Annotated in this window: 17 protein-coding genes; 8 read left to right on the forward strand and 9 right to left on the reverse strand. The window is 69.9% G+C overall.

The window, feature by feature from the left end:
• The first annotated feature begins 143 nt into the window (after positions 1-143).
• A complete protein-coding gene (locus KOL93_RS11475) occupies positions 144-1,811 on the forward strand; it encodes a thiamine pyrophosphate-binding protein (protein ID WP_221585488.1) in 1,668 nt (555 codons plus the stop codon).
• 66 nt (positions 1,812-1,877) lie between these two features.
• Here KOL93_RS11475 and KOL93_RS11480 read toward each other — a convergent pair whose 3' ends face one another.
• Positions 1,878-3,251 (reverse strand): MFS transporter, encoded by a 1,374-nt coding sequence (locus KOL93_RS11480; protein WP_221585489.1) that lies wholly within the window; start codon positions 3,249-3,251, stop codon positions 1,878-1,880.
• A 164-nt stretch (positions 3,252-3,415) separates the two neighbouring features.
• Here KOL93_RS11480 and KOL93_RS11485 point away from each other — a divergent pair, with 164 nt between their 5' ends.
• Genes KOL93_RS11485 through KOL93_RS11510 form a run of 6 tightly spaced genes read left to right on the forward strand, consistent with a single transcriptional unit; the run spans position 3,416 to position 9,890 of the window.
• Positions 3,416-4,903, forward strand: a complete 1,488-nt coding sequence (locus KOL93_RS11485; RefSeq protein WP_221585490.1) for a fumarylacetoacetate hydrolase family protein — start codon at positions 3,416-3,418, stop codon at positions 4,901-4,903.
• 4 nt (positions 4,904-4,907) lie between these two features.
• Entirely contained in the window at positions 4,908-5,567 is a 660-nt protein-coding gene (locus KOL93_RS11490; RefSeq protein ID WP_221585491.1) for a GntR family transcriptional regulator, read from the forward strand.
• A gap of 39 nt (positions 5,568-5,606) precedes the next feature.
• On the forward strand, positions 5,607-7,109 hold the full coding sequence (hpaE, locus tag KOL93_RS11495; protein ID WP_221585492.1) for a 5-carboxymethyl-2-hydroxymuconate semialdehyde dehydrogenase: 1,503 nt from the start codon (positions 5,607-5,609) through the stop codon (positions 7,107-7,109).
• Positions 7,110-7,138: 29 nt separating this feature from the next.
• Complete coding sequence (gene hpaD, locus KOL93_RS11500) at positions 7,139-8,317, forward strand: 3,4-dihydroxyphenylacetate 2,3-dioxygenase (protein WP_221585493.1); 1,179 nt, start codon at positions 7,139-7,141, stop codon at positions 8,315-8,317.
• A complete protein-coding gene (locus KOL93_RS11505) occupies positions 8,317-9,105 on the forward strand; it encodes a fumarylacetoacetate hydrolase family protein (RefSeq protein ID WP_221585494.1) in 789 nt (262 codons plus the stop codon). The genes hpaD and KOL93_RS11505 overlap by 1 nt, the downstream gene beginning before the upstream one ends.
• A complete protein-coding gene (locus KOL93_RS11510; RefSeq protein WP_221585495.1) occupies positions 9,090-9,890 on the forward strand; it encodes an HpcH/HpaI aldolase family protein in 801 nt (266 codons plus the stop codon). The genes KOL93_RS11505 and KOL93_RS11510 overlap by 16 nt, the downstream gene beginning before the upstream one ends.
• Positions 9,891-9,972: 82 nt before the next feature.
• Here KOL93_RS11510 and KOL93_RS11515 read toward each other — a convergent pair whose 3' ends face one another.
• Genes KOL93_RS11515 through KOL93_RS11525 form a run of 3 tightly spaced genes read right to left on the reverse strand, consistent with a single transcriptional unit; the run spans position 9,973 to position 14,313 of the window.
• Positions 9,973-11,334 carry an NAD-dependent succinate-semialdehyde dehydrogenase gene (locus KOL93_RS11515; protein ID WP_221585496.1) on the reverse strand — a complete coding sequence of 454 codons (1,362 nt, stop codon included), beginning with the start codon at positions 11,332-11,334 and terminating at the stop codon, positions 9,973-9,975.
• A complete protein-coding gene (locus tag KOL93_RS11520; RefSeq protein ID WP_221585497.1) occupies positions 11,331-12,905 on the reverse strand; it encodes an APC family permease in 1,575 nt (524 codons plus the stop codon). The genes KOL93_RS11515 and KOL93_RS11520 overlap by 4 nt, the downstream gene beginning before the upstream one ends.
• Before the next feature lie 49 nt (positions 12,906-12,954).
• Positions 12,955-14,313, reverse strand: coding sequence for a flavin monoamine oxidase family protein (locus KOL93_RS11525; protein WP_221585498.1), 1,359 nt, complete (start codon positions 14,311-14,313; stop codon positions 12,955-12,957).
• 172 nt (positions 14,314-14,485) lie between these two features.
• Here KOL93_RS11525 and KOL93_RS11530 point away from each other — a divergent pair, with 172 nt between their 5' ends.
• A complete protein-coding gene (locus KOL93_RS11530; RefSeq protein ID WP_221585499.1) occupies positions 14,486-14,953 on the forward strand; it encodes an Lrp/AsnC family transcriptional regulator in 468 nt (155 codons plus the stop codon).
• A gap of 21 nt (positions 14,954-14,974) precedes the next feature.
• Here the strand turns inward: KOL93_RS11530 and KOL93_RS11535 are convergent, their stop codons facing one another.
• Genes KOL93_RS11535 through KOL93_RS11555 form a run of 5 tightly spaced genes read right to left on the reverse strand, consistent with a single transcriptional unit; the run spans position 14,975 to position 20,376 of the window.
• Entirely contained in the window at positions 14,975-16,105 is a 1,131-nt protein-coding gene (locus tag KOL93_RS11535) for an adenosine deaminase (protein ID WP_221585500.1), read from the reverse strand.
• Between the two features lie 30 nt (positions 16,106-16,135).
• On the reverse strand, positions 16,136-17,422 hold the full coding sequence (locus KOL93_RS11540; RefSeq protein WP_221585501.1) for a thymidine phosphorylase: 1,287 nt from the start codon (positions 17,420-17,422) through the stop codon (positions 16,136-16,138).
• Positions 17,423-17,471: 49 nt separating this feature from the next.
• Positions 17,472-17,873 carry a cytidine deaminase gene (locus tag KOL93_RS11545; RefSeq protein ID WP_221585502.1) on the reverse strand — a complete coding sequence of 134 codons (402 nt, stop codon included), beginning with the start codon at positions 17,871-17,873 and terminating at the stop codon, positions 17,472-17,474.
• Positions 17,874-17,884: 11 nt separating this feature from the next.
• Positions 17,885-19,183, reverse strand: coding sequence for an ABC transporter permease (locus tag KOL93_RS11550; RefSeq protein WP_221585503.1), 1,299 nt, complete (start codon positions 19,181-19,183; stop codon positions 17,885-17,887).
• On the reverse strand, positions 19,180-20,376 hold the full coding sequence (locus tag KOL93_RS11555) for an ABC transporter permease (protein ID WP_221585621.1): 1,197 nt from the start codon (positions 20,374-20,376) through the stop codon (positions 19,180-19,182). The genes KOL93_RS11550 and KOL93_RS11555 overlap by 4 nt, the downstream gene beginning before the upstream one ends.
• Positions 20,377-20,381: the final 5 nt, after the last annotated feature.

Consider the following 20,381-nt stretch of genomic DNA (forward strand, 5'->3'; position numbering starts at 1 on the left):
CCCGCCCTCGTCGGATGCGGTTATGATCATGTCCGTCCGGCACTCGACGACGAGCACCGGTGCTTGAAAAAGGAGCACGAAGCGGCCGAGCCGTGAGACATATACGGACACCCTCCGTCATACGTCTCACGAAAGGCATCACCATGCCCTCTGTCGCTCAGCACGTCGCCGCCGCCCTCGCCCACCACGTCGATCACGTCTTCGGCGTCATGGGCAACGGGAACGCCTATCTGCTCGACGCCCTCCTGGGCGAGACGAGCGCCACCTACACCGCCGTGCGCCACGAGGCCGGCTCGGTCGTCGCCGCCGATGCGCACTACCGCGTCTCGCGCCGCATCGCCGCGGCGACCACGACGTACGGCGCCGGGTTCACCAATGCGCTCACGGCGCTCGCGGAGTCGTCGCTCGCGCGGATCCCCCTCGTCCTCGTCGTCGGCGACGAGCCCACGACGGGCGCGCGACCGTGGGACGTCGATCAGATCGCCCTGGCCTCGGGCGTCGGGGTGCGCACCTATACGGTCGGCCGCCTCGACGCCGTCGCGACCGTCACTCTCGCGATCGAGCACGCGCTCGAGAAGCGCCGCCCCGTCGTGCTCGCGCTCCCCTACGACGTCCCGACGCTCGATGCGGGCGACCTGCCCTCCCCGCTGCCCTCGATCCTCTCGCCCGCGACGGTCCAGCCCGACGACGCGACCCGCGCCGCGATCCAGCGCACCGCAGACCTGCTGAAGACGGCGGAGCGCCCCCTCCTGGTCGGAGGTCGCGGCGCGTGGCTGGCCGACGCCTCGGAGGCGCTCGGCGCTCTGGCCGATCGCACGGGCGCCGTGACATCGTCGTCCGCGCTCGGTCGCGGCGTCTTCCCGGAGACCCGGTACGATCTCGGCGTCACGGGCGGCTTCGGCGCCCCCGGGGCCATGGACCTCGTCCGCACCGCCGATGTCGTCGTCGTCTTCGGCGCCTCCCTCAATCAGTTCACGATGCGCTTCGGCGACCTGTTCTCGCCCGACACCCACGTCATCCAGGTCGACACGGCCGGATCCGCCACGCACCCGCGGGTCAACACCTACCTGCGCGGCGACGTGCGCGTGGTCGCCGAGCTGCTGCGCGAGACGCTCGGCGAGGGACCCGGATCCGGCTGGCGCGACCAGGTCGATGCCGCGGCCCTGCGCGAGCAGGTCGTCGAGGGCGAGTTCGCGGCCGACGGCCTGCTGGATCCCCGCGCCGCGACCGCGCGCCTGGCCGAGCTCATCCCGGACGAGCGCGTCGTCGTGAGCGACGGCGGCCACTACATGGCGTGGCCGAACATGTTCTGGCCCGTCGCCGATCCCGGTCGCATGGTGATGGTCGGCACGGCGTACCAGTCGATCGGGCTCGGGTTCCCGAGCGTCGCCGGCGCGGTGGCCGCCGACGCCGACTCGACGATCATCCTCGTGAGCGGCGACGGCGGCGGGCTCATGGCGCTCGCCGACCTCGAGACCGCCGTACGCACCGCGCGCGGGCGCGGCATGTGCGTCGTCTGGAACGACGGCGCCTACGGCGCCGAGGTCAATCTCTATGGCGTGTTCGGCCTCGACGAGCGACCGATGATGATCCCCGATGTCAGCTTCGCGGCGCTCGGCGAGGCGGTCGGCGCCGAAGGTCTCGTCGTCCGGGAGCTCGCCGATCTCGACCGCGTCGCGGAGTGGGCGGCGCAGCCGGTCGCCGATCGCCCGTTCCTCATGGTCGACCTGCGCATCTCGGGCCGGGTCATCGCGCCGTACCAGGAGGAGGTCATCCGCGTGAACCGGAAGACCGCCGTGTCGCACGACTGACCCCGCACCGCGCAGAGGCGCCGTCCCGGTCGACCCGGGACGGCGCCTCTGCGCGGGCGCTGCTCGTCATCTGCCGGGCGTCTGCCACAGATAGATGCCCGCGCGCTGCTCCTCCTCCGCCGCGGGCCGCAGGTTGATGCCGTTGCGGTTGCGCAGCAGGATCGAGGCGACGAGGCCGAGCGCCGCCATGCCGACGAGGTAGTAGCCGATGTTCGTCGCCTCGCCCGTCTCGGCGAAGATCCAAGCCGCGATCGTGGGAGAGAACGCCCCGCCGACGATGGATCCGATCGCGTAGGAGATCGAGACGCCCGAGAACCGCACGGACGACGGGAACAGCTCGGTGTACCAGGCTGACTGCGCGCCGTAGGTGAAGCCGAGCCCCACAGTGAGGATCAGGAGCGCCGTCGTGAGGGACCCGGTCGTGCCGATGTTCACGATCGGGAACGCGACGGCCGCGCCGATGCCGAGCAGGATGTAGCCCACGATGTAGGTCGTGCGACGTCCGATGAGGTCGCTCACGAAGCCCGCGAGTGCCGTGAACACGAGCCAGCTCGCGCCCGACAGGGTGACGGCCGCGAGCACCGGGCCGCGGTCGAGCCCGAGCTCGGCCGTGCCGTAGTTCTGGATGTAGCCGCCCGTCGTCATGTAGCCGATCGCGTTGTTGCCCGCGAAGACGAGCGCGGCGAGGATCACCAGCGGCGTGTACTGCGCGAACAGCTTCACGATGGGCGCCTTCGTCTGCTCCTTCCGCTCGGCGATCTCGGCGAAGACGGGGCTCTCCTCGACGCCGCGGCGGATCCAGTAGCCGAGCACGATCAGCACGATGCTGAAGAGGAACGGCACGCGCCATCCCCACTCGAGGAAGGCATCGCCCGGGAACAGCAGGTCCATCAGCTGCATCATCCCGCTCGCGAGGAGGAGGCCGATCGGCACGCCGATCTGCGGCATCGCGCCGAAGATCCCGCGGCGGTTCGCGGGGGCGTGCTCGACGGCCATGAGCACGGCGCCTCCCCACTCGCCGCCGGCCGAGACGCCCTGGACGATGCGCAGAAGGATGAGCAGGATCGGCGCCCAGACGCCCGCCTGCGCGTAGGTCGGCAGGAAGCCGACGAGGGCGGTGGCCACGCCCATCAGGATCAGGGTCATGACGAGGACGGGCTTGCGCCCGATCCGGTCGCCGAAGTGACCGGCGAGGAACGCGCCGAGGGGGCGGAAGAGGAAGCTGATGCCCACCGTCGCGAACGACAGGATCGTCGCGAGCCCGTCGCCGGCCGGCGCGAAGAACAGGCGGTCGAACACGAGCCCCGCGGCCATCGCGTAGATGAAGTAGTCGTACCACTCGACCGTCGTGCCGGCGACGGTGGCGAACGCGACACGGCGGCGATCCGCCGTGCCCGAGATGGTTCCGGTGGAGGTGAGATGCGGTGATGCTGCTGACATCGATCACTCCTTTGTAGAGGATGTCGGTGGTGCGGCCCGGCCGGAGCCGACCGCGAGCGGGCGTGGGCGTCGCGTGGTGTCGACGCCGGATGCCCTCTTGTGGGGTGCGGACCGATGATATACGATTTCGAATACGACCTGAGACATGAAAGGCAAGGGCGCCCATGACCACCGAGTCCGACCCGCGCTTCTCCGCGCTCCCGCTCGCTCCCGGCAAGATCATCGCGGTGCACCTCAGCTACGAGTCCCGCGCCGCCCAGCGCGGCCGCCGCCCCGCGCACCCCTCGTACTTCCTCAAGCCCGCGAGCTCCCTCGCCGCCTCCGGCTCCGAGGTCGCACGCCCCGCGGGCACCGAGCTGCTCGCCTTCGAGGGCGAGGTCGCGCTCGTCATCGGCACCGCCGGGAGCCGCATCTCGCAGGACGATGCCTGGCGCCACGTCGGCTGGGTCACCGCCGCGAACGACTGGGGTCTCTACGACCTCCGCGCGAACGACAAGGGATCGAACGTGCGCAACAAGGGCCGCGACGGCTACACGCCCATCGGGCCGGGCGTCATCGACGCCCGCGCCGTCTCCCCCGACGCGCTCCGGGTGCGCACGTGGCGAAACGGCGACCTCGTGCAGGACGACACGACGGCCGACGACCACATGATCTTCCCGTTCGCGCAGCTCATCGCCGACCTCTCGCAGCACCTCACGCTCGAGCCGGGCGACATCATCGTCACGGGAACCCCCGCCGGCTCGTCGGTCGCCGTCCCCGGCGACACCGTCGAGGTCGAGGTCGACGCGCCGACCGCCGAGGGCGCGCCCACGACGGGGCGCCTCGTCTCGACCGTCGTCGAAGGCGCGGGCGACTTCGACCCCGCGATCGGCTCCCTGCCGAGCGTGAACGACCTCCAGCGCGAGGAGGCATGGGGGTCGCGCGCGGCGGCGGGCCTCCCCGCAGAGGGCGCCCCCGGCCTGGATCCGGCGCTCCGCGAGAAGCTCGAGAGGTGCCCCGTCGCGGGACTGTCTCAGCAGCTCCGCCGGCGCGGCATCCGCAGCTGCTTCATCGACGGCGTCCAGCCGCTCGCCCCGGGCCAGAAGCTCGTCGGCGTCGCGCGGACGCTGCGCTTCATCCCGCTCCGCGAAGATCTCTTCGCCAGCCACGGCGGCGGCTACAACGCTCAGAAGCGCTGCTTCGACTCCGTCCGCGAGGGCGAGGTCATCGTGATCGAAGCCCGCGGCGAGCGCCGTTCGGGCACGCTCGGCGACATCCTCGCACTGCGCGCCCAGGCCCGCGGCGCCGCCGGCATCGTCACCGACGGCGGCGTGCGCGACTCCGACCTCGTCGCCTCGTTCGGCCTGCCCGTCTTCGCGCAGGGCGGCCACCCCGCCGTGCTCGGACGACTGCATGTCCCGTGGGACAGCGACGTCACGATCGCCTGCGGCGGCGCCGCCGTGCAGCCGGGCGACATCATCGTCGGAGACGACGACGGCGTCATCGTGATCCCGCCCGCCCTCGCCGAGGAGGCGGTGGACGACGCCCTCGCGCAGGAGGACGAGGACGAGTGGATCGGCGAGCAGGTCAGGAACGGGGCACCGGTCGACGGGCTGTTCCCCATGAATGCCGAGTGGCGCGCCCGATACGTCGCCGAGACCGGCGGCAGCTGACGTCATGGACACTTCGCAGGTGCTCAGCAAGTCGGAGCGTGCGTACGCGTGGCTCGTGGAACGCATCTCGACGCGCGAGTTCGGGCCGGGCTACCGGCTCGTGCTCGGGGACCTCGCCCGCGACCTCGATATGAGCGTCGTCCCCGTGCGCGAGGCCATCCGCCGCCTCGAGGCCGAGGGGCTCGTGACCTACGAGCGCAACGTCGGCGCGCGCGTCGCCCTCGCGGATCCGAACGAGTACGTCTGGGCGATGCAGACGCTGGGCGTGCTCGAGGGCGCGGCGATGGCCCTCGCGGCACCGCACCTCGGTGACGACGCGCTCGACCAGGCCGATGTCGTCAACGGCCGCATGCGCGACCTGCTCTCGCACTTCGATCCGCACCGGTTCACCGTGCTGAACGAGCGCTTCCACACGATCCTCTTCGAGGCGTGCCCCAACCCGCATCTGCTCGAGCTCGTGCGGCGCGGATGGTCCCGCCTCAACAACGTGCGCGACTCGACGTTCGCGTTCGTGCCCGGCCGCGCCGAGGCCTCCGTCGACGAGCACGACGGGATCCTGGCCCTCGCCCGCGCGGGCGCGGACCCGATCGAGATCGAGACGGCCGCCCGCGAGCACCGCTGGCGCACGATGAACGCCTATCTCGACGACCGCGACTCCCGCTGACCTTCCGCCCCACCATCCCCGATGACGAGGAGACACGTCATGACCGACCACCAGCGCACGCTGCCGCAGGGCCTGCCCGAGCGGATCCAGCACTACATCGGCGGCCGATTCGTCGACTCGATCGACGGCGACACGTTCGATGTGCTCGACCCCGTCACGAACAGGACCTACATCCAGGCCGCCGCCGGCAAGAAGGCCGATGTCGAGGCCGCCGTCGCCGCCGCGAAGACGGCCTTCGAGGAGGGCCCCTGGCCCCGGATGCTCCCCCGCGAGCGCTCGCGCGTCCTGCACCGGATCGCCGACATCGTCGAGTCGCGCGACCAGCAGCTCGCCCAGATGGAGTCGTTCGACTCGGGCCTGCCGATCACGCAGGCCACGGGCCAGGCCCGCCGCGCCGCCGAGAACTTCCGGTTCTTCGCCGACCTGATCGTCGCGCAGTCCGACGACACGTTCAAGGTGCCCGGCCGCCAGATCAACTATGTCAACCGCAAGCCGATCGGCGTCGCGGGCCTCATCACGCCGTGGAACACGCCGTTCATGCTCGAGTCCTGGAAGCTCGGCCCCGCGATCGCGACGGGCAACACCGTCGTGCTGAAGCCGGCCGAGTTCACGCCGCTGTCGGCCCAGCTCTGGGCGGGCATCTTCGAAGAGGCCGGCCTCCCCGAGGGCGTGTTCAACCTCGTCAACGGCCTGGGCGAGGACGCGGGCGACGCTCTCGTGAAGCACCCCGATGTGCCGCTCATCTCGTTCACGGGCGAGTCGAAGACGGGCGAGCTCATCTTCGCCAATGCGGCCCCGTACCTGAAGGGCCTCTCGATGGAGCTCGGCGGCAAGTCGCCCGCCATCGTCTTCGCCGACGCCGACCTCGACGCCGCGATCGACGCGTGCGTCTTCGGCGTCTTCTCGCTCAACGGCGAGCGCTGCACGGCCGGGTCGCGCATCCTCGTCCAGCGCGACGTCTACGACGAGTTCGTCGAGCGATACGCGGCGCAGGCGAAGCGCGTGCGGGTCGGCTATCCCGACGACCCCGCGACCGAGGTCGGCGCCCTCGTGCACCCCGAGCACTACGACAAGGTCATGAGCTACGTCGAGATCGGCAAGGGCGAGGGACGCCTCGTCGCCGGCGGCGGCCGCCCCGAGGGCTTCGACGAGGGCAACTTCGTCTCGCCGACGGTGTTCGCCGACGTCTCGCCGGACGCCCGCATCTTCCAGGAGGAGATCTTCGGACCCGTCGTCGCGATCACGCCGTTCGACACGGAGGAGGAGGCCCTCGCTCTCGCGAACGACACGCGCTACGGCCTCGCCGCCTACCTCTGGACGAACGATCTGAAGCGCGCACACAACGTCGCGCAGTCGATCGAAGCCGGAATGGTGTGGCTCAACTCGAACAACGTGCGCGACCTGCGCACCCCGTTCGGCGGCGTCAAGGCCTCGGGTCTCGGCCACGAGGGCGGCTACCGTTCGATCGACTTCTACACCGACCAGCAGGCCGTGCACATCACGCTCGGCGCGGTGCACAACCCGAGCTTCGGCAAGGCCTGACCCCCACGACAGAGAGCAAGGACGCTGACATGACGACTGATTCCCAGCCGACCGACCGCCGCGGGACGAAGACCTCGTCGGGCTTCTTCGTGTCGCAGGAGGCTCCCATCCACGCCGCCGACGCCGTGACGACACCGCAGGCGCCCGCCCCCGACATCCTTCGGTGCGCGTACATGGATCTCGTCGTGACGGATCTCGCGGCGAGCCGCGCGTTCTACGTCGACATCCTCGGCCTGCACGTCACCGAGGAGGACGACGAGGCCGTCTACCTCCGCTCGACGGAGGAGTTCATCCACCACAACCTCGTGCTCCGCAAGGGCCCGATCGCGGGCGTCGCCGCATTCTCTTACCGCGTGCGCACCCCCGAGGACCTCGACAGGGCCGTCGCCTTCTACGAGGAGCTCGGCTGCCGGGTGATCCGCCGCACCGACGGCTTCACGAAGGGCATCGGCGACTCCGTGCGCGTCGAGGATCCGCTCGGCTTCCCGTACGAGTTCTTCCACGCCGCCGACCACGTCGAGCGGCTGTCATGGCGCTACGACCTGCAGGGACCCGGCGAGCTCGTGCGCCTCGACCACTTCAACCAGGTCACGCCCGACGTGCCCCGCGCCGTGCGCCACTACCAGGACCTCGGTTTCCGCGTCACGGAGGACATCCAGGACGAGGCCGGCACCGTCTACGCCGCGTGGATGCGCCGCAAGCCGACCGTGCACGACACGGCCGCAACGGGCGGCGACGGCCCGCGCATGCACCACGTGGCCTTCGCGACCCACGAGAAGCACAACATCCTCGCGATCTGCGACAAGCTCGGCGCCCTGCGCCGCAGCGACATGATCGAGCGCGGCCCCGGCCGCCACGGGGTGTCGAACGCGTTCTACCTGTACCTGCGCGACCCAGACGGCCACCGCGTCGAGGTGTACACGCAGGACTACTACACGGGCGACCCCGACAACCCGGTCGTCACATGGGACGTCCACGACAACCAGCGACGCGACTTCTGGGGCAACCCGGTCGTCCCGAGCTGGTACACCGAGGCCTCCCTCGTGCTCGACCTCGACGGCAACCCGCAGCCCCTCGTCGCGCGCACCGACAGCAGCGAGATGGCGGTCACGATCGGCGCCGACGGCTTCTCGTACACGCGCGGGGACGATGACGAGGAGCTGCCCGACTGGAAGAAGGGCGAGTACAAGATGGGGCACCAGCTCTGATGAGCCTCTCCTCCGCCCAGATCTCCGCGATCGCCGATGAGCTGGCCGCCGCGGAGCAGGACCGTACGATGATCCCGCTTCTCACCCGGCGCTTCCCCGAGATGACGGTCGAGGACTCCTACGCGGTGCAGAACGAGTGGCGGCGCCGCGGCGTCGACGCCGGTCGCCGCCTCGTGGGACGCAAGATCGGCCTGACGAGCAAGGTGATGCAGGCGGCGACCGGCATCAGCGAGCCCGACTACGGCGCGATCTTCGCCGACCAGGTGCACGAGAACGGCTCGGTCATCGAGCACGCCCAGTACACGGGCGTGCGCATCGAGGTCGAGCTGGCTTTCGTGCTCGGGAAGCCGCTCGCGGGTCCGCACACGACGATCTTCGACGTCATGCAGGCCACCGACTACGTGATCCCGTCCCTCGAGATCCTCTCGAGCCGTATCGAGATGGAGGGCCGCACGATCGTCGACACGATCAGCGACAACGCGGCCCTCGGCGGCATCGTCCTCGGCGGCAACCCGACGAGGCCGCACGACGTCGATCTCCGCTGGGTCTCCGCCCTGCTCTACCGCAACGAGACCATCGAGGAGTCGGGCGTGGCGGCCGCCGTGCTCAACCACCCCGCGATGGGCGTCGCGTGGCTCGCCGACAAGCTGTCGCAGCACGACGACCGTCTCGAGGCGGGCGAGATCGTGCTCGCCGGATCCTTCACGCGCCCCATGTGGGTGCACCCGGGCGACACCGTGCTCGCCGACTACGGATCGATGGGAACCATCGCATGTCGCTTCGAGTGAACGGAACGCTGCGCCACCGGATCGCGGTGTCGGATCGCGCGATCTTCGGCGGGTGGGTGTGCTCGGGGTCCCCCGTCATGGCAGAGATCATGGCGGGATCCGGGCTCGACTGGCTGATGATCGACATGGAGCACGGACCGAACACGCTCGAGAGCGTGCAGCTGCAGCTGCAGGTCGCGGCCGCCTACGACATCACGACGGTCGTGCGAGTCCCCGCGAACGACGCCGTGTGGATCAAGCAGGTGCTCGACCTCGGCGCGCAGACGATCATGGTGCCCATGGTGGGATCCGGTGCCGAGGCCGAGGAGGCCGTCGCGCACGCGTCGTATCCGCCGCGCGGCCACCGCGGCATCGGCAACGCGCTCGCGCGGTCGGGCCGGTGGAACCGTGCCGGCGACTACCTTCAGAACGCGACCGAGTACGTGTCGGTCATCGTGCAGATCGAATCGCTCGCGGGCGTCGAGCATGCCGAGGCGATCGGCGCCGTCGAAGGCGTCGACGGCGTCTTCGTCGGACCGAGCGATCTCGCGGCCTCGATGGGGCTCATCGGGCAGCAGACGCACCCCGACGTCATGGCCGCCGTGGCGCGCGCATTCGCGGGCGTGCAGGCGTCCGGCACCCCCGTGGGCGTCAACGCCTTCGTGCCGGAGACCGCGAGGGCCTACGTCGAGCAGGGCGCAGAGTTCGTCCTCGTCGGCGCAGACGTGTCGCTCGCGGCCCGCGGTGCGGAGGCACTGGCGACGACGTTCATCGACGACGACGGCACGCGGCGCGCGTCCTACTGACGCGCGTCCGCCAACGCACACGAACCCTGCGGGCGCACATGATTTGTCATGTGCGCCCGCAGGGTTCGTGTGCGTTCGTGGGTCACGCCACGCGGACGAGCTTCTTGTTGACGAACTCATCGGCCGCGAGCAGGCCGAGCTCACGCGAGGTGCCGCTGCGCTTGACCCCGCCGAACGGCAGCTCCGCGCTGTCGGCGAGGACGCAGTTGACGTAGACCATGCCGGCATCGATCTGGTCGGCGACGCGCTGCGCCTGCTCGGGGTCGGTCGTGAACACGTACGACCCGAGCCCGAATGGCGTGTCGTTCGCGACGCGCACCGCCTCGGCCTCGTCGGCCACGCGATACACGACGCCGACCGGTCCGAACAGCTCCTCGCGGTAGGCATCCATCTCCGGCGTCACCCCCGTGAGCACCGTCGCCGGGAAGAACGCGCCCTCGCGCGCACCGCCAGCGGCGACCTGCGCGCCCTGCGCCACGGCCCGGTCGACCTGCTCCTCGAGCCGCTCCGCCGCCGCGAGCGAGGACAACGGCCCGAGCACGGTGTCCTCCGCCATCGGATCGCCCAGCTTCGCCGCGGCCATCGCGGCCGAGAACTTCTCGACGAACGCGTCGTACAGCGCGTCGATCACGAGGAAGCGCTTCGCCCCGTTGCATGCCTGGCCGTTGTTGTCGAGGCGCGCATCGACGGCGCTCTGCACCACGGCGTCGAGGTCGTCGGTCGACAGCACGAGGAACGGATCCGATCCGCCGAGCTCCAGCGCGACCTTCTTGAGGTGCTGGCCCGCAAGCGCCGCCACGGCGGACCCGGCGCGCTCGGACCCCGTGACCGAGACCCCTTGGACGCGCGGATCGGCGATGATCGTCGCCGCCTGCTCGTTCGTCGCGTAGACGTTGACGTACCCGCCCGCCGGTAGCCCTGCGGCGGCGTAGATCTCGGTGAGGATCGCGGCGGACTCCGGGCACTGCGGGGCGTGCTTCAGGATGATCGCGTTGCCGTTGATGAGGTTCGGGGCCGCGAAGCGCGCGACCTGGTAGGCGGGGAAGTTCCACGGCATGATGCCGAGCAGCACCCCGAGCGGCGCACGGCGCACGACGCCCGTCCCCTCGCCCACGACGTCGATCGGCTGATCCGCGGTGATCTTCTCGGCGTTGTCGGCGTAGAACTCGATGATGTCGGCGGCGAAGTCGACCTCGCCCGTCGCGGCGTCGAGGGGCTTGCCCATCTCGCGCACGATCACCGCGGCGAGCTCGTCACGGCGCTCGCGGTGGAGCTCGGCGATGCGGCGCACGACGTGGGCGCGCTCTGCGACGGGCGTCCCGCGCCAGGCGTCGAAGCCCCCCTGCGCTGCCGCGAGCGCCTCCTGGATGTCGGCGTCGGTCGCCGTCGGATAGGTCGAAACGGTCTCGCCCGTGGCGGGGTCGACGACTGCGTAGAGGTTCATCGTGTCGCTTTCTCGCTCTCTGCTGCGTGGATGGCAAGCACCTTGCCGCGGAAGAAGTCGGGCTGCCGGATCGCCATGACGACCATGACCACGACGCCGATGCCGATGATCAGGATCCCGAGCAGTCCGACGATGCCGATCCCCGCGATGTGCTCACCGGAGCCGTAGGCCGGGTTCAGCGCGTCCCGGATCGTCAGGACGAACATCGCCAGGAGGATGATCCCGCCGACGAGCGGCGCGAGGAGCTTGAAGACGAAGGAGCGCGCGGAGTCGAACCACTGGCGGCGGAAATACCAGACGCACGCGAACGCCGTCAGCCCGTAGTAGAAGCACACCATCATGCCGAGCGTGAGGATGGTGTCCCACAGCACGTTCTCGCTGACGAAGCGCATGATCGCGTAGAAGCCGCCGGCGACCGAGACCGACACGACGATCGCGAAGGCAGGCGTCTTGTGCGTGGTGTTCACCGTGTCGAATCGCGCCGGCAGTGCCTTGAAGTGCCCCATCGCAAGCAGCGTGCGGGCCGGCCCGATGATGGTCGACTGCAGCGAGGACACCGAGCTGAGCAGCACCGCGAGCGAGATGAGGAAGGCGAACGGTCCGAGGATCGAGTCGGCGAGGCCGAAGAACACGTTCTGGACGACGCCGTCGTGCAGGAGCCCGCCCTCGCTGTCTCCGACGCCCGCGTACATCGTCAGCGCGACCGCGAGGAACAGGTACAGCAGGCCGACGATCGACACGGTCAGGGTCGCCGCCCGACCCGGCGTGCGGGACGGGTCGATCGTCTCCTCGTTCATCGTGAGGACGACGTCCCATCCCCAGAAGATGAAGATCGACACCGAGAGCCCGGCGACGACCGCGGAGAGGCCGCCCGCAGTGAACGGGTCGAACCAGGACCATTCGAAGGGAATCGCCGTGGCGACGCCGCCGGAGACCGCCTTGATGATGGCGATCGTCGCGAATGCGAGCAGGATGACGAGCTGGAAGCCGACGAGCACGGCCTGGAAGACCTTCGACTCCTTCATGTCGCGGAACGCGAGGTACGCCGCGCCCGTCATGAACAGCAGGCACACGGCGACGTTGATGACGGGGTTGTAGGTGAGGGCGGCGATCGCCGGATCCCCTGCCAGCTGCGAGATCAGGAGGAAGAAGAAGTCGACGGCGACGGCCGCGAGGTTCGACAGCACGAGCACTGTCGCGACGACGAGCCCCCACGACGCCATCCACCCCACCCAGGGCCCGAAGGCGCGTGTCGCCCAGGTGAAGGTGGTGCCGGAGTCGGGCATCGCCGAGTTGAGCTCGCGGTAGCCGAGCGCGACGAGGAGCATCGGGATGAGCCCCAGCAGGATGACGGCCGGTGCGTGCGTTCCGACCTCTGCGGCCGCTGGGCCCAGCGAGATCGTGAACGTGTACGCCGGGGCGACCGTGGAGACGCCGATGACCGTCGCTCCGAACAGCCCGACGGCTCCGACCGCGAGGCCCTTGCTCGAGATGATCTCGGTGATGAGGCCCGGCTGGGCTCCCGTCGAGCCGCTCACGGCGGTGCCGCGTCCTGGTGCGTTGTCGCTCATGTGTCTTCCTTGACGATGAGGTGGTCGGGCTCGATCCGCCGCAGCGGGATCAGGCGCCGATCTCCGTGATCAGATTCTGCGCCGTGAGCCGGCCCATGCGGATGGCGCCGTCGACGTGCTGGAAGCCCGCGCCGGCGATGTCGCTGCAGGCGAAATGGATCGGGCCGACCGGTGTGCGCACGTCCGCGCCGTAGCGGTGGAGACCGCCGAGGTCGAAGCTCGCGGCGTACGCCCCGCGGGTCCACTCTTCGGTCCCCCAGTCGCTCTCGTAGTACACGACGGGATTCTTCGCCTCGGGACCGTAATACGCGGCGAGGGAGTCGAGGATCCGCTCGCGGCGCTCTTCCGCGGACAGCGCGAACACGCCGTCCGCGTCGATGTCGGAGACGAAGCCCACGAGCGTGCCGCGCTCGTCGCCGTCATTCGTGTTGTCGTACGCCTCGTGGCACAGCTGGTAGGGGCTGAACACGGTTCCCGAGAGGCCCGCGTCGCGCCAGAACGGGCGGTCGTACACCGCGTGGACCTTGATGACGAAGCCCATCGAGAGGTGCTGGTGCATCTGGTGCTGCCGACGCGGCAGGGGCGGATCGAAGGTGATCCGGCTGTACAGCACCGGCGCGTGCGCGAGCACGACGCGCTTCGCGCGGACCGTCATGCCGTCGCTCGTCACGACGACGCCGTTCTCGTCGTAGCGGATCCGACGCACGGGCTGTTTCAGGTAGACGTCGTCGCCGACGCGCTCGGCGAGGCCCTCCGAGACGGCCTGCATGCCCTGGACGATGCGCTTGTCGAGGATGAAGTCGGCGTCGACGAGGTTCGAGAAGCTGCCGGCGCTCGATGCCATCAGCATGGCCTGCAGGATGGAGAAGGCGTGCGCGGGCTTCGTGAGCATTGCGGGACCGATGTAGAGCGCGATGTTGTCACGCGCCTCCTGGTCGTCGGTCTCGGCTGCGAGCCACGCGTCGAACGAGATCCGGTCGAGCTCCTCGGCGCGCGGGTGCTCCCACGGGCGCTCGGGGTCCATCTCGGCGGAGAGCGCGTCGAGCTTCGCGATGATCCGCACGAGCTCCGCCTCGGTCTCGGGCGCGACGGGGAAGATGTCGCCGGTGAAGCGCGTGAGCTCTCCGGCCTTCGAGATGTAGAGGCTGTCGCCCTCGCGGTATCGGTCGAACGTGTCGAGTCCGAGCTCGTCGAGCGTCTCGAGCAGCGCGTCCTGATCGGGCGAGACCCACTGTCCGCCGATCTCGAGCCGCGCGCCGTCGACGTCGTCCGTCCAGGTGCGGCCTCCCACGCGATCCCGTGCCTCCAGGACGGCGACCGTGACGCCCTGTGCGGTCAGGTCGGCTGCCGCCCGCAGGCCGGTCGGTCCGGCGCCCACGATGGCGACGTCGCGTGTGATCTCAGTCATGTCCTACTCCTTCGCGGTGCGGCCCGGCGGGACCATTCCGCGAGCATAGGCGAGACCGAGCGCGTTCGCAACGGAATCCGTTGCGAATCTGCGTTCTGGCAACGCTATTCGCACGTTTACCCTCGCGTGTCGATGAGATCCGCAGGACCCGCAACGATGCGACAATCGAGCCATGACCTCGAAGCGCAATGCACCTGCCCTCGACGACACGTCGAAGGCGATCATCGAGCTGCTGCAGACCGACGGTCGTCGGTCGTACTCCGAGATCGGCAAGGCGGTCGGGCTCAGCGAGGCCGCCGTGCGCCAGCGCGTGCAGCGCCTCACCGATGCCGGCGTGATGCAGATCGTCGCGGTCACCGACCCCGTGCAGATGGGATTCGCCCGACAGGCGATGATCGGCGTCCGCGTCTCCGGCGACGCCCGCCAGGTCGCGGACGCGCTCAGCGAGCTGCCCTTCGTCGTCTACGTCGTCATGACGGCAGGATCGTTCGACATCATCGCCGAGGTGCTCTGCGAAGACGATGACGAGCTCATCGAGATCCTCAACGAGAGGATCCGCGGAATCGAGGGCGTCTCGGCGACCGAGACGTTCCTCTACCTCCACCTGCGCAAGCAGCTCTACAACTGGGGCACGCGCTGACGCACCCCGCCACCGCGGGCGTCAGCGATCGAAGCCGTCGGCGACGAGGTCGATCAGCTCCTCCCGCTGCTCGACGGGCAGGAATGTGGCCGCCGCCGCATTCAGTTGGAACTGCTCGATGTCGTCGAGCTCGTACCCGAACGTCTCCGCGAGCTTCGCGAGCTCGCGCGTGAGCGTCGTGCGACTCATCAGGCGGTTGTCCGTGTTGACCGTGACGCAGAAGCCCAGCTGGTAGAGCAGATCGAACGGGTGATCCTCCAGAGTGGTCCCCCAGCGCGCGATCGCCCCGGTGCCGAGGTTCGAGGTGGGCGCGAGCTCGAGAGGGATCTCGCGGTCGCGTACCCAGCGGGCGAGATCGCCGAAGATCACATGGACCTCGTCGCCCTCGGTCTCGACCTCCTCGAGCTCCTCCGCGATGCGCACGCCGTGGCCGAGCCGCAGGGCGCGGCCGTCGAGAATCGCGCCGCGGATCGAATCGGGGCCCGCCGCCTCGCCCGCGTGCAGCGTGACGGGGAAGAACTCGCGTGCCAGCAGGTCGAGCGCCTCCTGATGGCGTGACGCGGGATACCCGTCCTCCGGACCTGCGAGGTCGAAGCCGACGACGCCCTCCTCGCGGAAGTCGAGCGCGACGCGCGCGACCTCGAGCGAGCGATCCGCCTGCCGCAGAGCGGAGAGGATCTGGTTCACGCGGATCGAGTGCCCGCCCGCGTCGGCCGCCTCCTCGCCCTGCTCGAGGCCCTCCTGCACAGCCTGCACGGCCTCGTCGAGGGTGAGTCCGCCGTCGAGATGCTGCTCGGGGGCCCAGCGGACCTCGCCGTAGATGACGCCGTCGTTCGCGAGGTCCTCCACGAACTCGCGCGCGACGCGCGTGAGGGCATCGGCAGACTGCATGACGGCGATCGTCAGCTCGAATGTCCGGAGGTACTCGACGAGCGACTCGGACGCGGCCTGCTCGGCGAACCAGTCGGCGAGCTCCCGCGGATCCTTTGCGGGAAGCGCGACGTCCATCTCGGTCGCGAGATCGATGACGGTCGACGCCCGCAGCCCGCCGTCGAGGTGGTCGTGCAGCGAGATCTTGGGGAGGCTGCGGACGGGGACGCCGCCGATGCGCGCCTCGTGGCGGGCGGGACGGTGGTTCTTGCCCTGGGGCATGCGGTTCTCCTGACGGCGCGAGCGGTTCATTCAGGCGGTGATGCGCGCGCGCACGATCGGCGCGGGCACGGGAGCAGTATCGCCGATGTCGTACGCGCCCGCCAGCGCGTCGAGGGCGCGCGCGAAGCGGGCGTCGTCGTCGGCGTTGAGCGTGAGCAGCGGATCCCCCGCGGCGACGCGATCGCCGGGCTTCGCGTGCAGGTCGATACCCGCTGCGTGGACGACCGGATCCGACGCTCGCGCGCGACCCGCGCCGAGCCGCCATGCCGCGATGCCGACGTCGAACGCGTCCATGCGCGTGACCACTCCGTCGCGATCCGCGGTGACGACGTGCGTCTCGCGCGGGGTCGGGAGCGCCGCTTCCGGATCGCCGTCCTGCGCGCGGATCATGCGGCGCCAGGTGTCCATGGCCCGACCGTCGGAGAGGGCCTCCGACGGATCCGCGTCGACCCCCGCCATGCGGAGCATCTCCCGCGCGAGCGCGACCGTCAGCTCGACGACGTCGGCCGGACCTCCGCCCGCGAGCACCTCGACCGACTCGCGCACCTCGTTCGCGTTGCCGACCGTGCGCCCGAGCGGCGTCGACATGTCGGTGAGGAGCGCCGTCGTGTCCACGCCGGAGTCGGATCCGAGCGCCACCATCGTCTCGGCGAGCTCGCGTGCACGCGACTCGTCCTTCATGAAGGCCCCGGATCCGAACTTCACGTCGAGCACGAGCGATTCCGTGCCCTCGGCGATCTTCTTCGACATGATGCTCGACGCGATGAGCGGGATCGCCTCGACGGTCCCCGTGACGTCGCGCAGGGCGTAGAGCTTCTTGTCGGCGGGCGCGAGCCCGGTGCCCGCGGCGCAGATCACGGCCCCCACGTCTCCCGCGAGCTGCGCGCGCATCTCGTCGTTCGTCAGCGCCGCGCGCCATCCGGGGATCGATTCGAGCTTGTCGAGCGTGCCGCCCGTGTGGCCGAGTCCGCGTCCCGACAGCTGCGGCACCGCGACGCCGTAGGTCGCGACGAGCGGCGCGAGCGGCAGCGTGATCTTGTCGCCCACGCCCCCCGTCGAGTGCTTGTCGGTCGTGCGCTTGCCGATGCCGGCGAAGCTCATGCGCTCCCCCGACGCGATCATCGCGTCGGTCATGACGCGGATCTCATCGCGCGACATGCCGTTCAGCAGGATCGCCATGGTGAACGCCGACATCTGCGCGTCGGCGACATAGCCGCGCGTGTACGCGTCGACCATCCACCGGAGCTGATCCTCTGGCACGGGCGCGCCGTCGCGCTTCGCTCGGATCACGTCGACGGCGTCGAAGGGCTCGCTCATGTGGTTCTCTCTCGTGTCGTTCGTCGTCGTGCGCGGTGCGGGGTGGCCATCAGCTGGCCGTGGCGTCGAGGTCGCGCGGGCCGAAGGCGTCCGGCAGGACCTCGTCCATCGTGCGGATCCCCGACACGGTCTCGAGAAGCATGCCCGGGAGCGCGTGCTCGCTCAGCAGCTGCCGGCACCGGCCGCACGGCATGATCACCTCGCCGTCGGCGTTGACGCACACGAAGGCGACGAGCCGGCCTCCTCCCGACATGGCGAGGTCGGAGATCAGGCCGCACTCGGCGCAGAGCGTCACGCCGTAGCCGGCGTTCTCGACGTTGCAGCCGGCCACGATGCGTCCGTCGGAGACGAGCGCCGCCGCCCCGACCGGATACTTCGAGTACGGCACGTACGCCTTCTTCGTCGCGTCGGTCGCGACGCCGCGGAGCTGGTCCCAGTCGATGTCTGTCATATGGCTGTCGCTCATCCCTTGATGTACGGCTTGCCCGTGCTGGCGGGTGCCCGCGATCCGCCGACGAAGCCGACGACGGCGAGGATCGTGACGAGGTACGGGAGCATGAGCATGAACTCGCTCGGAATCGGCGTGCCGAGCACCACGAGGAGGCCCTGCAGCTGATTCGCGAACCCGAACAGCAGACCTGCGAGGGCGGCCTTGACAGGGTGCCACTGGCCGAAGATCACGGTCGCGAGCGCGATGAATCCGAGGCCGGCCGTCATGTTCTCGCCGAACTGCGGCACCGACACGAGCGTGAAGTAGGCGCCGCCCGCTCCCGCGATGGCGCCGCCGAGCGTGACGTTCCAGAACCGCGTCGGGTTCACCTTGATGCCGACGGTGTCCGCGGCCTGCGGGTGCTCGCCGACGGCCCGCACGCGGAGGCCCCAGCGGGTGCGGAACAGCCCCCACGTGACGAGCGCGACCGCGATGTACATGAAGTAGACGATGAACGTCTGGTTGAACAGCACGGGGCCGATGACGGGGATCTCGCTGAGCACCGGAACCGGCCAGGCGGGGAAGCGCGTGGCCCGGTTGAGGACCAGCTCGTTGGGCACCAGGACGATCCCGTAGAGGAACGTCGTGAGACCGAGCACGAGCACGTTGAGCACGACACCGACGATCACCTGCTGGACGAGGTACGTGATGGAGAACACCGCGAGCACGAGCGCCACGAGCACGCCGCCGATCATGGCTCCGACGAGGCCCACGAAGGGATTGTCGGTGAGCGACGACAGCACGGCCGCATTGAACGCGCCGAGCAGGAGCTGCCCCTCGATCGCGACGTTCACGACGCCGACGCGCTCGCCGATCACGCCGCCCAGCCCGCCGAGGACGAGCGGGACCGAGAGGGACAGCGCGCCCGCCAGGAGGCTCACGACGGGGATGAGTCCGTCGGCGCCCGCCCAGGCGAGGAAGCCGAAGACGCCGAACGCGGCGAATGCGATCGGCAGCCAGAGGCGCGTGCGCCGATACGCGAGCGTGTCCGCCACGGACCAGGCCATCAGCGCCGCGAGCAGCGCGAGGCTCGCGAACGCGGCCGGCATCGCGGGGATCGAGAGGTCGCCGAGCTGGATCGTCGACGGGCCGCCCGCCAGGCGGAACACGGCCACGCCAGGTCGCGGCACGAGCAGGAACAGGAGCGCCAGGATCGCGGTCGCGATGCCGAGTGTGATCGGGAGCTTCCAGGTGCGCGTGCGCACGCGCCGATGCTCGATGGGGCCCTCGTCCGGCGTCGTCTGCGGGTCGTGGACGATCTGGTCGCTCATCGCGCCACCGCCTTCTTCGCCTGCTGGGCTCTCTTCTTCGCCTGGATCTCCTGCTCGCTCTTCGGCAGGAAGAAGATCGTGCGCACGAGCGGCGGCGCCGCGACGAACAGCACCACAACGGCCTGCACGACGAGCACGATGTCGACGGGGATCCCCTCGGCCGCCTGCATCGAGTACGAGCCCGCCTTGAGGGCGCCGAACAGCAGGCCGGCCGCGACCGTGCCGAACGCCCGACTGCGGCCAAGGAGCGCGACCGTGATCGCGTCGAAGCCGAAGCCCGCGTCGATCGTGCTGGTGAATCCGCTCGTGACGGCACCCTGGATCTGCTGCGCCGCCGCGAGTCCCGCGAGGCCGCCCGCGAAGAGCATCGCGTAGATGTAGATGCGCTTGACGTCGATGCCGGCCGCGCGCGCGGCATGGGGGTTCTCTCCCACCGCGCGCATGCGCATGCCGAGGTTCGACCGTTCGAGGAGCCAGTAGACGAAACCCGCCGCGAGCAGGACGAACACGAAGCCCCAGTCGAGCGCCGGGAACTGCGGCCCGAGCAGGTTCGGGAACAGCGCCGCCTCGGGTGTCGGGTCGGAGATGGGCTGGTTGCTGCCGGTCTTCTGCAGCACGCCGGGCGTCGACACCATCCACGTGACGAGATAGACCGCCACGTAGTTGAGCATGATCGTGAGGATCACCTCGTGCGCGCCCGTGAGCGCCTTCAGCACGCCGACGATGCCGGCCCACACCGCACCGCCGACGATCGCGCCGAGCATCGTCATGACCATCTGCGTCGGCCAGCCGAGCCCCATCGGGAAGGTGATGAGGGCGGCGAAGGCCGCGCCGAAGATGATCTGGCCCTGGGCGCCGATGTTGAACATGCCGACGCGGAACGCGAGCGCGACGCCGAGGCCGGCGGCGATCAGCGGCGCCGAGTACCCGATCGAGTTCGTCAGGGAGCGGATGCCCGCCGCGAAGGTGTCGGCGTTCGTGTTGTAGATCGCGCCGCGGAACAGCGCTTCATACGCTCCTCCGACGGCGTCCCAGATGGCGACGAACGTGTCCGCGGGGCGCGCGAGGAAGTAGCCGAGCGACGCCCGGACCTCCTCGCTCGTCGCTGCGATCAGCACGCCGCCGACGACGAGCGCGACGACGAACGCCAGGATCGTCGTGACGAGGCTTCCACGCAGCATCTCGCGGATCATCGCGT

The organism is Microbacterium salitolerans, from assembly GCF_019720895.1.
Classification (GTDB): Bacteria; Actinomycetota; Actinomycetes; order Actinomycetales; family Microbacteriaceae; genus Microbacterium.

Bases quoted from the DNA above. Each gene is read 5' to 3' on its own strand.
- KOL93_RS11475 (WP_221585488.1), top strand. From the start codon at position 144: ATGCCCTCTGTCGCTCAGCACGTCGCCGCCGCCCTCGCCCACCACGTC.
- KOL93_RS11480 (WP_221585489.1), bottom strand. From the start codon at position 3,251: ATGTCAGCAGCATCACCGCATCTCACCTCCACCGGAACCATCTCGGGC.
- KOL93_RS11485 (WP_221585490.1), top strand. From the start codon at position 3,416: ATGACCACCGAGTCCGACCCGCGCTTCTCCGCGCTCCCGCTCGCTCCC.
- KOL93_RS11490 (WP_221585491.1), top strand. From the start codon at position 4,908: ATGGACACTTCGCAGGTGCTCAGCAAGTCGGAGCGTGCGTACGCGTGG.
- hpaE (WP_221585492.1), top strand. From the start codon at position 5,607: ATGACCGACCACCAGCGCACGCTGCCGCAGGGCCTGCCCGAGCGGATC.
- hpaD (WP_221585493.1), top strand. From the start codon at position 7,139: ATGACGACTGATTCCCAGCCGACCGACCGCCGCGGGACGAAGACCTCG.
- KOL93_RS11505 (WP_221585494.1), top strand. From the start codon at position 8,317: ATGAGCCTCTCCTCCGCCCAGATCTCCGCGATCGCCGATGAGCTGGCC.
- KOL93_RS11510 (WP_221585495.1), top strand. From the start codon at position 9,090: ATGTCGCTTCGAGTGAACGGAACGCTGCGCCACCGGATCGCGGTGTCG.
- KOL93_RS11515 (WP_221585496.1), bottom strand. From the start codon at position 11,334: ATGAACCTCTACGCAGTCGTCGACCCCGCCACGGGCGAGACCGTTTCG.
- KOL93_RS11520 (WP_221585497.1), bottom strand. From the start codon at position 12,905: ATGAGCGACAACGCACCAGGACGCGGCACCGCCGTGAGCGGCTCGACG.
- KOL93_RS11525 (WP_221585498.1), bottom strand. From the start codon at position 14,313: ATGACTGAGATCACACGCGACGTCGCCATCGTGGGCGCCGGACCGACC.
- KOL93_RS11530 (WP_221585499.1), top strand. From the start codon at position 14,486: ATGACCTCGAAGCGCAATGCACCTGCCCTCGACGACACGTCGAAGGCG.
- KOL93_RS11535 (WP_221585500.1), bottom strand. From the start codon at position 16,105: ATGCCCCAGGGCAAGAACCACCGTCCCGCCCGCCACGAGGCGCGCATC.
- KOL93_RS11540 (WP_221585501.1), bottom strand. From the start codon at position 17,422: ATGAGCGAGCCCTTCGACGCCGTCGACGTGATCCGAGCGAAGCGCGAC.
- KOL93_RS11545 (WP_221585502.1), bottom strand. From the start codon at position 17,873: ATGACAGACATCGACTGGGACCAGCTCCGCGGCGTCGCGACCGACGCG.
- KOL93_RS11550 (WP_221585503.1), bottom strand. From the start codon at position 19,183: ATGAGCGACCAGATCGTCCACGACCCGCAGACGACGCCGGACGAGGGC.
- KOL93_RS11555 (WP_221585621.1), bottom strand. From the start codon at position 20,376: ATGATCCGCGAGATGCTGCGTGGAAGCCTCGTCACGACGATCCTGGCG.